We start from the raw sequence: 14,329 nt of genomic DNA, 5'->3' as shown, positions 1-14,329 counted from the left end.
TCAAATGAAAACAACTTTTTTATTTATTGGAGGGCCTGAGATCTTTGTGATTCTATTAATCGTCGTGATGGTTTTTGGTGCAGATAAAATACCTGAAATCGCAAGAGGATTGGGGAAAGGAATTCGTCAGGTAAAAGACGCAACCAATGATATAAAAAAAGAAATTAACGACAGTGCAAAAAATCATGGTATAGACACTGATATTTCCAAAAGTATTCAAAAAGAAATTGAGGATGTAAAAGGCGGTATTGACGACTTTACCGGTCCTATCAAACGAAATCTTTAACCGTTATTTTACTCTACTAATCGTTAAGCCATCTCTAATCGGCAGCATTACAGTTTCTATTCTCTCATCAGTATTTAACATGGTATTGTAAGCTTGCAAAGCAATCGTATCTACATCCTTTTCATCAGCCATTTCAGCAACTTTTCCGTACCAAAGTACATTGTCTGATAAGATGATTCCTCCTGAGTTCATTTTGTCAATAATCAAATGAAAATAGCGGGAATAGTTTGACTTATCAGCATCAATAAAAACCAAATCAAATTGAATGTCAAGTGTAGGAATAATGTCTAAAGCATTCCCTGAAAAGGTTTTAATTTGATCTTTGTATACTGATGCGTTAAAATACTTATGCTGTAACTCTTCCAATTCTTCGTTTTTGTCAATGGTATAAATCATGCCATTTTCGGGTAGCCCTTCTGCAATAGACAAAGCAGAATAGCCTGTAAAAGTTCCTATTTCTAAAACATTTTTCGGTTGAATCAACTTCGAAATCATAGACAAAATACGTCCTTGATATGCACCACTAATCATCCTAGGGTTAAGGACTTTTTGCCAAGTTTCTTTAGTCAACTCTTGTAGAATTATTGGCTCTCCCTGCGAATGGGATACAACGTATTCGTCTATTTTTTCTGGTAAAAACATCGTTTCTAAATTTGGCTCAAAGCTACAAAAAAACAGGAGGTGTTGTGCTATAATTTAAAATCTGATTTGTAAGATTGGAACAACCAACCGTTTAAATTGAAACCGTTTTCTTACTTTAAAATTTTTTTTCAAGTTCGCTTTCTCTTTAAAATAGAAACCAACCAGGTTTGATCTGTAGATTTTCCAAGAAATTTTTTAGCCGATTTAATTCCTACAAAAAACGTTTCTTGTACCTTATCTGTGGCAGCCTTGGAGTGATTTTCCCGAACAATTGCATAGGCGTAGAGATCATTTACATAACACTCTACCTATGGCCTTGAGACTGATTTTTGCGCTTTTGCTTCACTTCCCAATTTCTTAAAAATTAAAGAAATAGGCTAATCTTTAAGAAGAAGTGCATTGCAATTTACTCGTCTTCGCATATCAACCAAGTAGATAATTTTCCACTGCCCATTATCATCAAACAACTGAAAAGAATTTGCACCACAATGACTAAAAGTTCCGTTGAGATAGAACTCATAAGGGGTCCATACAGAGGCTAAATTACCATCTACTTCAATTCTTATTGAAAGCAATTTTTCTTCATATTGATCTGTAGGTTTTTTATTTGAAACTGCTGAAAGTAATTGACTGATAGGCTCCGTTTTTAATATTTTAGTGCCCGTTTTATTGGTAAAAGTTGTTTGAATTTTCACCTCCTTGTTTAGGGTTGTCTTCATCAATGTGCTATCTCCTTCATGCAAGGCCTTAAAAAAAGTAGCAATGACATCTTTGATCGCTTTTTCTTCTAATTTCTCCTGAGCAGAAAACTGGAAGGTTACAAAAAACAGAAGAAGGAGGGAGGTTAACTTTATCATACAGGGCCAAATTATAGGCTAAATCTACAAAAAAATTGAAGAATTAAAAAAATAATACCCTCTTGATGCGAAAAAAAGAAACTCTCGAATTATCATTCATTATTTAGTACTTTTACCTCGTAAAACAACAAGATATATGTCTGTAGCAAAAAAGCAATATAAGAGAGTTACCGTGAAATCATTAGTAGAAATGAAGGCAAATAAAGAGAAAATCTCAATGCTAACTGCCTACGATTATACCATGGCAAAGATTTTAGACAGGGCTGGAATAGATGTGCTTTTGGTCGGCGATTCTGCTTCAAATGTAATGGCAGGTCATGAAACCACCTTGCCGATTACTTTGGATCAAATGATCTACCATGCAAGTTCTGTTGTTAGGGCTATCGAACGGTGTTTGGTGGTCGTAGACTTGCCTTTTGGAAGTTACCAATCAGATCCCAAAGAAGCCTTGCGTTCAGCTATTCGAATCATGAAAGAATCGGGAGGGCATTCTATCAAAATGGAAGGTGGAAAAGAAATTAAAGAATCGATCAAACGAATTTTACATGCTGGAATCCCTGTGATGGGACATTTGGGACTGACCCCTCAGTCAATTTATAAATTTGGAACCTATACCGTAAGAGCAAAAGAAGACGAAGAGGCTGAAAAATTAATGGAAGATGCGTTGATGTTGGAAAGAATTGGTTGTTTTTCTATTGTTTTGGAAAAAGTTCCTGCAAAATTGGCAAAAAAAGTAGCAGATGCGTTGACCATACCTGTGATCGGAATTGGAGCAGGAAACGGAGTAGATGGACAAGTTTTGGTAACCCATGATATGATTGGAATGACTCATGAATTTCATCCACGCTTTTTAAGACGTTATTTGGATTTGTATGCTGAAATGACCTCTGCATTTGAAGGCTATATTTCGGATGTAAAAACAGGTGATTTCCCAAATGAAAAAGAGCAATATTAATAGCATTCGTGCAGCTAATTTCTGGATTGACTAATCACCAATAATCTTATACTTTCACCCTTTGAAAATATTACACTTAGACAGCAATCACCCATTATTAATAAACCAACTTCGTGAATGTGGTTTTGAGAATGACGAAGATTACACTTCTTCTAAAGAAGAAATAATGGCTAAAATTCATTTGTATGATGGATTCATCATTCGAAGTCGATTTAAAATTGACACTGCTTTTTTAGCAAAAGCAACGAACTTACAATTTATTGGCCGTGTAGGAGCGGGTTTAGAAAACATCGATTGTGAGTACGCTGCCTCTAAAAATATTGAGTTGATCGCTGCTCCTGAAGGAAATCGAAATGCAGTTGGAGAGCATTCTTTGGCCATGTTACTATCTCTTTTTAACAAATTGAACAAGGCCGATCGAGAGGTGAAAAACGGAAAATGGTTGCGTGAAGACAATCGCGGAATTGAACTTGACGGAAAAACAATCGGTTTAATTGGCTACGGAAACATGGGAAAATCTTTCGCAAAAAAACTTAAAGGTTTTGAGGTTCGTGTCCTTTGTTATGATCTAAAACCCAATGTTGGAGATGAAAACTGCACGCAAGTTTCCCTACAAGAACTCCAACAAAACTGTGATGTATTGAGTCTTCATACACCACAAACTGAGCTTACCAAAAACATGGTAGGCACCAAATTCATCAACGGTTTCAAAAAAAATTTCTGGTTAATCAATACCGCAAGAGGAACTTCTGTCGTAACCACTGAATTGGTTAATGCTTTAAAATCTGGTAAGATATTAGGAGCTGGCTTGGATGTCTTAGAATATGAGAAAGCTTCGTTTGAAAACCTCTTTCAAAAAGGAGCATTGTCAAACGACATTGAATTACCAGAAGCGTTTAAGTATTTAATCAACGCTGAAAACGTGCTCTTGTCTCCTCATATTGCAGGCTGGACAATTGAGAGCAAAGAAAAACTGGCTCAAACAATTGTCAATAAAATTAAAAATAAATTTTATTAACTTTCGGCTTTAAATCATCCATTAAATTCCAAATCGATGAAATACGAAGCAAGCACTCCAGAAGAATATATCCAACAACTTCCAACTGAACGCCAAGGTCCCATAAGAAAATTACGCTCCGTGATTACAGAAAATTTACCCAAAGGTTTTGAAGAATGTATGAATTATGGAATGATTGGCTACGTTGTCCCACATTCAAAATATCCTGATGGCTATCATTGCAACCCAAAGAATCCTTTACCTTTTATGAGTATTGCTTCTCAAAAAAATAGCATCGTGGTATATAATTCAGGTATTTACGCAAACAAAGAGCTGTTTAATTGGTTTGTAGAAGAGTATCCAAAACATTCAACCAGAAAACTTGATATGGGAAAAAGCTGTATCAGATTTAAATCTACAAATGAGATCCCTTATGAATTAATTGGGGACTTGTGTACTAAAATGACAGTAGACGAATGGATAACAACTTATGAGACCATTCTCAAAAAGAAATAAAAACGATCCTTTGAGAACTAATTAAGCGCACTTTTTTATAAATTTATAAAAAATTAAATCTGGTGACAAATACTTGATTTTAAAAAACTCTTTTCATGAACTTATTTTCTAAATACCCTGCTGAAGTATTAACACTCTTGTTTTTAATTGTAACCTTTTTTCAATCTGGAATTGATAAACTTACCGACTGGAAAGGAAATGTCTCTTTCATAAAAGGTCACTTTAAAAATTCCCCATTAAAAAATAGTGTTCCCCTTTTGTTGGGAATTGTTCTTGTCGTAGAATTGGCTGCTAGTTTTTTTATGATTGTAGGAGTTTATCAATTGTATACTTCTGAATTGAAAAAGTTGGCAATTGTAGGAGTTGAACTTTCTGCGCTTAGTTTGATTTTTTTATTAATAGGGCAACGTCTAGCCAAAGACTATGCAGGAGCGATGAGCTTAGCTGTCTATTTTATCATCTCCATCATCGGGTTGTATTTATTAAATAGCTAAAACTGATACATAATTTAAAACCATAAATTATCTTTATATAAAAAGCTCTTAAAAACGAGTGTTTTAAGAGCTTTTTATATATTATTAGACATATTCCTTTACAGGGAGTGTTCGGGTAGATTCAGGACGCTTTCTGTGCTTTTTTACTCGTTTTTGAGTACATAGATCAAGGAAGAATACTCAGAACTTTTTTTTGCTCTGTAATTTGACAAAAAGCCTATCCAAAAAGATTTAAAAATATTTGTTTTACCTTTTTTATATTTCTCACTTAACAGCGAAACATAATAGGAATCAAATTTCATTGGAATAACTTGAACCACCTTGATAGAAATGTGCTTAAATATTTTGTGGATACTCGTTTGAGAAAAATGCCATAGGTGTCGAGGCACGTCATAAGCTGCCCAGAATTTTCCATAATAAATTGCGTCAAAACTTTTATGATTAGGAACTGCGACAAAAAGAGTCCCCTCTTTTTTCAATAGCTTTTTTAACGATTGAATATAGGTTTCTAAATTCTCTACATGTTCCAATACATGCCAAAGGGTAATCACATCAAACTTTTGGTTTGCATAAGAAGCAAGATCTTTTTCAAGTACTACATTTTTACTTTTTGCAATTTCTCTTGCTTTCAAACTCGGCTCTACTCCAAAAGCTTTCCAGTTCTTTTGAAGACATTCGTTTAAAAAGTCTCCCGTTCCGGCACCAATATCTAGGAGTGTTTTTTGGGAAGGGGAAAAAGAATTGATTAGCGCTACTTTTTTCTGAATCGTATGTGATTTTACCGCCTTAGTATACTTTGTCTAAAATGGATTTTTTTGCATCTGTATGTGAAATATAAGCATCACTCTGATAGTATTTTTCCAAATCTTTTGGAACAGGAGAAGTCACCAAAAGATCATATTTTGGATTTTTTAACACGGCATAAACCTCTCCTGAAACAGTGTGATCCCTACACTCTAAAAAAGGAATTAAATTCTCTCGAAATACTTTTTCTTTCAACATACCTACAAAAAAGATTAAATGTTCCCCGTGGAACATCTTGTAATTTCATGTTTTCTATCTGCCCATATGAACCAGCAAAACTGAAATATCACTTGGAGATACACCACTAATTCTACTCGCTTGAGAAATGGATGTAGGTTGAATCTTACACAATTTTTCTCTAGCCTCAAAAGAAATGGACTGAAGCTTCTGGTAATTGAATGTAGAGGGAATCATTACGTTCTCTAAACGGTTTAATTTATCTGCATTGTTCTTTTCCTTCTCTATGTATCCGGAATATTTAAGATGAATCTCCACCTGTTCAATCACATCAGAATCAATTTCATGAAGGCGAATAAACTGATTTAATTTCTCTATTGAAGTAAAGTCTTGAAACGCCAATTGAGGTCTTGCTGCAATCTTAAAAAGCTTCATAGACTGGTTTACTGTTGCCAATCCTTTTGCCTCTAGAATGGGATTTACTTCAGATTCTTTGACACTCGTTTGTTCTAAAAACTGAATTAACAATGCCGTCTTCTCCCTCTTTGCCGTAACTCGATCAAGGCGCTCTTTAGAAGCAAGCCCTAATTCATAGGCTAGGGGTGTCAACCGTAAATCTGCATTGTCTTGACGCAATAGGGTTCTGTATTCTGCGCGAGAGGTAAACATTCTGTATGGCTCTTCGGTCCCTTTTGTTATCAGATCGTCTACTAGAACTCCAATATACGCTTCATTTCTTTTCAAGATAAAAGGGGCTTTCCCTTGCACTTTTAATGCGGCATTTACACCTGCCATTAAACCTTGAGCGGCCGCTTCTTCGTACCCTGTCGTACCATTAATCTGACCAGCAAAAAACAAATTTTTAACCAACTTTGTTTCCAAGGAATGGGTTAACTGTGTGGGTTGAAAGAAATCATATTCTATTGCATATCCGTATCGTAAAAACTTCACATTCTCAAAACCTTCTATGGCTCGAATAGCTTTGTCTTGAATATCCTCAGGTAAAGAAGTGGAAAAACCATTTACATAGATTTCAACTGTGGTCCATCCTTCAGGTTCTACAAATATTTGATGCCTCTCTTTGGTTGCAAAACGATCAATTTTATCTTCAACAGAAGGACAATATCTTGGCCCTGTAGATTGAATTCTACCGTTAAACATTGGAGACCGATCAAATCCTTCACGTAAAAGATCGTGCACTTTTTGGTTGGTATATGTTAAATAACAAGACCGTTGTTTTACCAAGGAAGTAGTACTTGGTAGGAATGAGAATTTTTCAGGATTATCATCACCAGGCTGCTCAATCATTTTAGAAAAATCTAAAGAACGACTGTCTACTCTAGGAGGTGTTCCAGTTTTCATTCTTCCAGACTCAAAACCTTTTTGAACTAAATCTTCGGTAATTCCTGTAGAAGCTCCTTCTCCTGCTCTACCGCCTCCAAATGTTTTTTCGCCAATATGAATCAATCCGTTCAAAAATGTTCCTGCGGTAATGATAACCGTTTTGGCTTTAATTTCTAATCCTAGAGCAGTTTTAACACCAATAATCGTGTCTCCATCAAACAACAAACCGTTAACTGAATCCTGATAAAAATCCAAATTCTCTGTCTGTTCTAACATAGTTCTCCAACACTCTGCAAACTGCATTCTATCGGATTGAGCTCTTGGACTCCACATTGCAGGTCCTTTTGATTTGTTCAGCATCTTGAACTGAATCGCAGTCTTATCGGTTACAATTCCGCTATACCCTCCTAAGGCATCAATTTCTCTTACAATCTGTCCTTTTGCAATTCCCCCCATAGCAGGGTTGCAACTCATTTGCGCAATGTTCTGCAAATTCATAGTAATTAGCAAGGTATGTGCACCCATATTGGCACTTGCTGCTGCTGCTTCACTACCAGCATGACCGCCACCTACTACAATTACATCAAATACTGTTGAAAATAAACTCATAAGATTGTTCCACGTGAAACTATTAATTTAACTATTTGATAATCAATTATTTAACAACAAGATAGCATTGTTTTCTTGCCGTCTCATTTCCAATTCCTCTTGGGGCGATTTGTCTTTGTATCCTAAATAATGTAGAACACCATGAATCATCACTCGATGTAGCTCTTCTTCAAAGGAAACTCTAAAATCATTCGCGTTGTCTGTAACGCGTTCTACTGAAATAAAAATATCTCCATTAATATTCTTTCCTACTGTATTGTCAAAACTAATTACATCAGTCAACGTATCGTGTTGTAAAAACTCAACATTCAGCTTGTGCAAATACGAGTCGTCACAAAAAATATAATTGATTTCTCCAGGAGTAAAACCATGATTTGAAATCACCTCTTTAATCCAGTTTTCAAGACGGACTTCATCCTCTATACAAAATTCAATTTCGTAATTAAAACTAATCATTGCTTATTATTTCTGAGAATCCGAAAAATATTTACGAACCTTCACTTTAAAATTTTGCTGCAAAGGTAATGATTGTCTGTTTAATATCTCCGTTTGATTGTAAAACAACTTCTTAAACTCTAGTTCTTTAATTTGATTCGGTGTTCTTCTTAATAGATTTGTTTCAGATTTTCGCTTATGGTCTCTTCCTTGTTCTAAAACCGCATTCTCTAGTTTTAATAACTCATACTGTAGATGTTGCATTTTTTGAAGTGTTTCTGGAGCAAAACCTTTCTCTAAAATCTCATTTTCCAACTGTTCCATCGTCTTAAGAACTTTCTTTGTTGCTGCATTCCCTGAAGAATTTGCCCCTGTATTTTCTTGAATTGCGTCTTGTAATTGCTTTCTTAATAACGTTTGTTGTTTAAATATTTCATAAAGCTCTCCATCGGAATTTTCATTGCCTTCTCCTTCAGAACCAGAGGAATCCTTCCCTCCTTTTTGACCGCTCTCACCGTCTTTCCCTTTCTCTCCAAACTGAGAGGGCTTACCGTCTCCTTTCTCATCTCCAGGCTTTCTTCCTTTTTGCATGCCTTTTTTCATCTTCTCAGACAATTCTCCTTGTTTTTGAATAATGTCTGGTAGGCGAAAACGATTCCCTTTTCCTTTTCCCATTTTCATCGACTTCGGGTTCATCATACTCTCTAAAATTCCGCTTAAATAATCTGCTAAGGTATTGACGGCTGTAAGCACATAACGTTGATTAGATGTACCTGTTGAAAAGCTATTTTCTGAAAAATTCGCTAAAGCTTGTCCTAAATTGTAATGGGAAGAAGACAATTCGTCTTGAATTTTTGTGCTAATTTTTGGCAATCGCATTGCCAAAACATAAAGACTATCGTCAATATGTTCGAAATATGTTTTAAGCTCGTTTTGCTTTCTAAGGTCTGCACCGAAACTGGGGTGTGTAGTTGAAGACTCCTCAAACTTATTCATTAAAATTTCTTGTTGAAATGAAAAGGTAAGAAGATTTTCTAAAATCTTTCTCAAGTCCTCTATGTTCTCTTCCATAGAATCGGACTCCATGTCTAACATGGCCTGCTGCATCTTAGCGCTCATTTTCTTCATCTCTAGTCCAGCCTTTTTCTGATTTTGTGAAGTCGCTTTAAAATCCTTCTCTAAAAAATTTTCTTCCGCCTTTTTCAATGCCTCTTGTATATGCTCCTGCTCGTCAAAAGTGTCAGGAAGTTCAATGGGTTCTTTTAATTTTTCATTGTCCTTTTCTAGAGCTTCCAATTCCTTTTTCAATTCTTCAAACTCTTTTTGAATCTCATTTTGAGGAGACAAAAGCGTGTCCTTTTTTTGAGAAAGGTCTAATTGCTTTTTTGAAAGAAGGTCTAATTGATTTGCAATTTGCATGACCTTTTGCTCCACATAAAAGCGTTTTACAAGTTCAAGAGTTCTCGTTAAACTTCGCTCTTGTTGTTTGTTTTGTTGAGCCAACTCTTTGGCTTTTTTGGTAAAGTCTTCTTTGTTGAGTTTCTCTGCAATTTTTGCAATTTCATCCAATAGTTTCTGTTGTTTCTCCAACTTTTTCAATTCTTCAATTCGCTGTTCCAGCTCTTCCTTTTTGGACGCTAGATTTTGATTATCGAAGGTTTTCTCATTAATATTCTCTTGCAACAGGTCTGTTTGACGTTGCATCATTTTTTGGTATTGATTTTGACGTTTTATAAATGCCTGAACTTTCTTTTCATCATTCCAACTGATGTTTTTTTGCTGCTTTATTTCTTGTTGAATTTTTTTAAGTTCTGATTGTTGAGAACGTTGTTTTTGAATTGTTCTTTCTAAGTCATAAATGGTGTTTTTTTGAGCATCCAAAAGTTCTTGCTCAATCTCTAAAACTGCTTTTTGATGATAATCAAAAATGGTAGATAGTGTCTTCTTGCTTCCGTTTACAGCATCATTATCAAAAACTTGAAAAAAAAGTTTGTAATTCCTGCCATCAGTAAGTTGTAACCCTTCAGGAAATTGATAATAAAAGGTTTGCAGATTTTGCTTTCTGATTGGAAGCTCTAAGGTTTGTTTCTCTTCAGGAGTTTCAATATCATAATAAACTAATTGTAATTTTTGAAGTCCATAGTCATCGGATATTTGACCCGCAAACTGAGCTGGGCCATGAGAAATAGAATCAATATTTGATTGAACAGCAATTCTAGGAAACTCATCTTTCATAACATCGATGGTAAAAGACAAACGCTCATAGTCTTGTAACTTGAAATTTGAAGAAGAGATTTGATAAGAAAATGGTTTTAAAATTCGTTTCTGGTATTCAAAATGATTATCAGAAAGGGTTCTAAAAAGACTTCTTTTCTTATTCAAAATAAAGGAAACACTATCGGTTGTTTTGGTTGTTACATTCCATAAAACGGAGGTTCCTTCAGGTAAAACAAGATTTCCTGTATGTTGGATCGTTTCGTTCTGCTTTCTGAGATAGCTAGGATAATTTACATCCATAGACACCGACAAAATTGTTGGTGTTTTTATTACAGAAAGGATGTAGTCTTGTGATTGAATTCCATTGGCTGTCAAATAAAAAATCGTCTCCTCCTGAACCTCTGAAAAAGTATATACAAAAGTAGTATTGTTGCTTCTTGGAAGAAAATATTCCTAGTTATTGAACACAATCTTTACTTCCTCTGGACGAACGCTCCCATGTGTTTGAACCTGAACTGTAAATGGTTTTCCTTGTAGAACCTCTAGGGAGTTGTTTTGAAGATAAAAGGAAAAAGGAGCGGGTGGTGAATAAGCTGTTTTATAGTTGACAACACGATTGAAACTTTGTTTGAAAATATCGCCATTGCCTATAAAAAAAGAAAGTACCCATATCAAAAGAGGAATCAAAGCATACTTTAGATACTGGATGTTTTTTGAAAAATCAATTGCTTTAACAAAAGCTATTGGATGCAACTCTTTTGCTTTTTGAGTAATACTCGCTAACAATAAATCAGAATGATTTGGATTTTCTTGAAGCTGGAGGATGTTCAAGAGTTTGTCTTGAACCTCAGGGAAGTGATTTCCAATAATTTTGGAAGATTCTTCAAAAGAAATTCCCTTTTGCAATCCTATCAGTTTAAAAACCGGTTGCAAAACAAATCGAAATAGCAAATACAATTCTACCACAACAAATACCCAAAATAAAATAGTTCTTGCACGCGGTTGAAGCCAGAGAAAGTACTCAATAAAAAGAGTTACAAAAAAGTAGACCAATCCCAAAGAGAAAAATAGGATTCCCCCTCTGATTAATTCATTTCTGTAAAACTTACGTGTAAAAAAACGAAGCTTCTCTGTTATTGCTTGATATCCTTCCATAATCGATGAATAAAAATACAGTTTTTCGATTGATCTACAACCAAATAATTCTCAAAAGAGCTTGTATATCTCTAAACCTAGTAAAAAATTATGTAATTAAATTTCTGTAATAATCAATGATTAAGTAGCGTGTTTTTTCTTTAAAAAGTATCTTTGCAACACTAAAAAAACAGAAAAATGGAATCTAATGTTCGTGTTCGTTTTGCACCAAGTCCAACCGGGCCTTTACATATTGGTGGTGTAAGAACCGCTTTGTATAATTATTTATTTGCTAAAAAACACAAGGGTACTTTTATCCTACGGATTGAAGACACAGACCAAACCCGGTATGTTGCCAATGCAGAACAATATATAGTAGATGCTTTAGATTGGTGTGCCATTCCTTTTGATGAAGGCCCTACTAACAACTCAATAAAAGGGACATTTGGTCCTTACAGACAATCGGAACGAAAAGACCTCTATAAAAAACATGCCGCTCTTTTATTAGAATCTGGCTGGGCATATTATGCTTTTGATACGGCAGAACAATTAGATATAGAGCGAAAAAGTCACGAAGAACAAGGGAAAACCTTTATTTATAATTGGCACAACAGAGAACGGGGTCGTTTGGTCAATTCTTTAGTTCTAACAGATAAAGAAGTACAAGCCCGAATTCAAAACGGTGATAAATATGTCATTCGTTTTAAATCTCCACAAGACGAAACCCTTGTGATGAACGATGAAGTTCGTGGAGAAATAAGTATCGACACGAATGTTTTAGACGACAAAATTTTATTTAAATCAGACGGTATGCCCACCTACCATTTGGCAAATATTGTTGATGACCACTTCATGGAAATCTCACACGTAATTCGTGGTGAAGAGTGGCTGCCTTCGATGGCACTGCACATCTTACTCTACAGGGCTTTTGGTTGGGATGCCCCAAAATTTGCACACTTGCCGTTGATATTAAAACCTGTTGGAAAAGGGAAATTAAGCAAGCGAGATGGGGATAAATTAGGTTTTCCTGTATTTCCTTTGGCATATACGAATCAAGAAACAGGAGATGTTTCACGTGGATACAAAGAGGATGGATATTTTGCAGATGCATTTATCAATATGCTAGCATTGTTGGGTTGGAATCCCGGTACAGAGCAAGAACTTTTCTCATTAGAAGAATTGATTGCAGCATTTGATTTAAAGCGAGTAAGTAAATCTGGTGCAAAATTTAATCCTGAAAAAACCAATTGGTTCAATCAACAATATATGCAATCCAAAGACGATGTTGAGTTGACTGAATTATTTCTTCCTATACTTTCAGAAAAGGGAATTTCAAAACCCAAAGAATATGTTCAAAAGGTAGTTCAAGCAATAAAAGAACGTGCTGTTTTTGTTGCAGATTTTTGGGAACTCTCTGATTTTTATTTTCAAAATCCTTCTGAATACGATGAAAAAGCAACAAAGAAGAACTGGAAACCAGAAACAAATGAATTAATGCAAGAATTAATAGCTATTCTTTCTGCTATCGACGATTTTTCTACCTCAAATACAGAAATCCTTGTAAAAGAATGGATCACCGCGAAGGAAATTGGTTTTGGAAAAGTAATGCAACCGCTTCGATTAAGTTTAGTTGGAGCCTTAAAAGGACCTCATCTGTTTGATATTATGGAAATGATTGGAAAAGAAGCGACTATTTCCAGAATTGAAAAAGCAATCGCAACCCTGTAATTATATTTACAGTTCAATTACATACAGCGCTGAATCTCCTGACCTTTTATACAAAGCAAACCAGAAGGTTCGATTTTTTGGGTTTTGAAATTCAATTTCTTAATATTCGTTTGTAACATTTATAAATTCTTACGTCTTATCTTTAATTGTTAAACGAAACCTTTACTAGAAAAAACCTATTCTTTAAAACCTACATTATGCCAACAATTCCATTTATTATTGTCATTGCAATTATTTTGCTTCTTTTTGCTTCCTATTTTATTGTTAAACAACAAACGGCAGCAATTATTGAAACCTTTGGAAGATTTACCAGTATTCGTCAAGCTGGATTTCATTTAAAAATTCCTGGAATCCAACGAATCGCAGGAAGATTGAGTTTAAAAATACAACAATTAGATGTCATTATAGAAACCAAAACCCTCGATGATGTCTTTGTAAAATTGAAAGTTTCTGTTCAGTATAAAGTGATCTATGACAAAGTATACGACGCTTTCTATAAATTAGACTATCCTCATGATCAAATTACTTCCTATGTTTTTGATGTAGTAAGAGCAGAAGTTCCAAAAATGAAATTAGATGACGTGTTTGTAAAGAAAGATGATATTGCAATCGCTGTAAAATCAGAGTTGAATGATGCGATGATGGATTACGGATATGATATTATTAAGACCTTAGTAACCGATATTGATCCAGATCCGCAAGTAAAAGAAGCAATGAATAGAATCAACGCTTCTGAAAGAGAAAAAGTAGCCGCTCAGTATGAAGGAGATGCACAACGTATTTTAATTGTTGAACGTGCAAAAGCAGAAGCAGAAAGTAAGCGTTTACAAGGACAAGGGATTGCTGATCAACGTAGAGAAATTGCTAGAGGTTTGGAAGAATCTGTAGAGGTCTTAAACAAGGTAGGAATCAACTCTCAAGAAGCTTCTGCATTAATTGTTGTCACACAACATTATGACACTCTACAATCGATTGGTCAACAAACCAACAGTAATTTGATTTTAATGCCCAATTCACCTCAAGCGGGTAGTCAAATGTTAAATGACATGGTCGCTAGTTTTACGGCTAGTAACCAAATTGGTGAAGCAATAAAAAATACGAAAACTAAGAAATTAAAAGAGTAATTTTTTCTTA

At 34.9% G+C, this 14,329-nt stretch carries 16 protein-coding genes; 7 read left to right on the top strand and 9 right to left on the bottom strand.

What is annotated here, in order from left to right; translation table 11 throughout:
• The first annotated feature begins 4 nt into the window (after positions 1–4).
• On the top strand, positions 5–286 hold the full coding sequence (locus RRF69_RS05440; protein WP_316941016.1) for a twin-arginine translocase TatA/TatE family subunit: 282 nt from the start codon (positions 5–7) through the stop codon (positions 284–286).
• A 3-nt stretch (positions 287–289) separates the two neighbouring features.
• Here RRF69_RS05440 and RRF69_RS05435 read toward each other — a convergent pair whose 3' ends face one another.
• From RRF69_RS05435 to RRF69_RS05430, 3 genes are all read right to left on the bottom strand, one after another.
• Positions 290–928, bottom strand: coding sequence for an O-methyltransferase (locus RRF69_RS05435; protein WP_316941015.1), 639 nt, complete (start codon positions 926–928; stop codon positions 290–292).
• A 128-nt stretch (positions 929–1,056) separates the two neighbouring features.
• The gene (locus RRF69_RS11770; RefSeq protein WP_410479477.1) at positions 1,057–1,200 is read right to left on the bottom strand and encodes a hypothetical protein; all 144 of its coding nucleotides are present in this window, start codon (positions 1,198–1,200) and stop codon (positions 1,057–1,059) included.
• A 105-nt stretch (positions 1,201–1,305) separates the two neighbouring features.
• A complete protein-coding gene (locus RRF69_RS05430; protein WP_316941013.1) occupies positions 1,306–1,785 on the bottom strand; it encodes a nuclear transport factor 2 family protein in 480 nt (159 codons plus the stop codon).
• A 136-nt stretch (positions 1,786–1,921) separates the two neighbouring features.
• On the opposite strand from RRF69_RS05430, the gene panB reads away from it, so the two are divergent.
• The 4 genes from panB to RRF69_RS05410 all read left to right on the top strand — a co-directional run bounded on the left by panB (position 1,922) and on the right by RRF69_RS05410 (position 4,747).
• The gene (gene panB / locus RRF69_RS05425; protein ID WP_316941011.1) at positions 1,922–2,740 is read left to right on the top strand and encodes a 3-methyl-2-oxobutanoate hydroxymethyltransferase; all 819 of its coding nucleotides are present in this window, start codon (positions 1,922–1,924) and stop codon (positions 2,738–2,740) included.
• 61 nt (positions 2,741–2,801) lie between these two features.
• Positions 2,802–3,758 (top strand): 2-hydroxyacid dehydrogenase, encoded by a 957-nt coding sequence (locus RRF69_RS05420; RefSeq protein WP_316941010.1) that lies wholly within the window; start codon positions 2,802–2,804, stop codon positions 3,756–3,758.
• A 36-nt stretch (positions 3,759–3,794) separates the two neighbouring features.
• The gene (locus tag RRF69_RS05415; protein ID WP_316941008.1) at positions 3,795–4,253 is read left to right on the top strand and encodes a DUF1801 domain-containing protein; all 459 of its coding nucleotides are present in this window, start codon (positions 3,795–3,797) and stop codon (positions 4,251–4,253) included.
• Between the two features lie 95 nt (positions 4,254–4,348).
• Positions 4,349–4,747, top strand: coding sequence for a DoxX family membrane protein (locus RRF69_RS05410; RefSeq protein ID WP_316941006.1), 399 nt, complete (start codon positions 4,349–4,351; stop codon positions 4,745–4,747).
• Positions 4,748–4,890: 143 nt separating this feature from the next.
• On the opposite strand, the gene RRF69_RS05405 is transcribed toward RRF69_RS05410, so the two are convergent.
• The 6 genes from RRF69_RS05405 to RRF69_RS05380 all read right to left on the bottom strand — a co-directional run bounded on the left by RRF69_RS05405 (position 4,891) and on the right by RRF69_RS05380 (position 11,488).
• Positions 4,891–5,454: a class I SAM-dependent methyltransferase gene (locus tag RRF69_RS05405; RefSeq protein ID WP_316941110.1), complete on the bottom strand. Its 564-nt coding sequence runs from the start codon at positions 5,452–5,454 to the stop codon at positions 4,891–4,893.
• 79 nt (positions 5,455–5,533) lie between these two features.
• Positions 5,534–5,785, bottom strand: coding sequence for a hypothetical protein (locus RRF69_RS05400; protein WP_316941005.1), 252 nt, complete (start codon positions 5,783–5,785; stop codon positions 5,534–5,536).
• Positions 5,786–5,803: 18 nt separating this feature from the next.
• Entirely contained in the window at positions 5,804–7,681 is a 1,878-nt protein-coding gene (gene mnmG / locus RRF69_RS05395; protein WP_316941004.1) for a tRNA uridine-5-carboxymethylaminomethyl(34) synthesis enzyme MnmG, read from the bottom strand.
• 42 nt (positions 7,682–7,723) lie between these two features.
• On the bottom strand, positions 7,724–8,137 hold the full coding sequence (gene ybeY, locus RRF69_RS05390; protein ID WP_316941003.1) for an rRNA maturation RNase YbeY: 414 nt from the start codon (positions 8,135–8,137) through the stop codon (positions 7,724–7,726).
• Between the two features lie 6 nt (positions 8,138–8,143).
• Entirely contained in the window at positions 8,144–10,708 is a 2,565-nt protein-coding gene (locus RRF69_RS05385; protein WP_316941002.1) for a DUF4175 family protein, read from the bottom strand.
• A 78-nt stretch (positions 10,709–10,786) separates the two neighbouring features.
• Positions 10,787–11,488 carry a hypothetical protein gene (locus RRF69_RS05380; RefSeq protein ID WP_316941001.1) on the bottom strand — a complete coding sequence of 234 codons (702 nt, stop codon included), beginning with the start codon at positions 11,486–11,488 and terminating at the stop codon, positions 10,787–10,789.
• A gap of 177 nt (positions 11,489–11,665) precedes the next feature.
• Here RRF69_RS05380 and gltX point away from each other — a divergent pair, with 177 nt between their 5' ends.
• Positions 11,666–13,195, top strand: a complete 1,530-nt coding sequence (gene gltX / locus RRF69_RS05375) for a glutamate--tRNA ligase (RefSeq protein ID WP_316941000.1) — start codon at positions 11,666–11,668, stop codon at positions 13,193–13,195.
• Between the two features lie 197 nt (positions 13,196–13,392).
• Complete coding sequence (locus tag RRF69_RS05370; RefSeq protein ID WP_316940999.1) at positions 13,393–14,319, top strand: SPFH domain-containing protein; 927 nt, start codon at positions 13,393–13,395, stop codon at positions 14,317–14,319.
• Positions 14,320–14,329 lie beyond the last annotated feature (10 nt).

The sequence above is a fragment of the Polaribacter sp. HL-MS24 genome, assembly GCF_032758595.1.
Classification (GTDB): domain Bacteria; phylum Bacteroidota; class Bacteroidia; order Flavobacteriales; family Flavobacteriaceae; genus Polaribacter.
The sequence above is the reverse complement of the archived record's forward strand: the minus strand, read 5'-3'. Positions and strand labels throughout refer to the sequence as shown.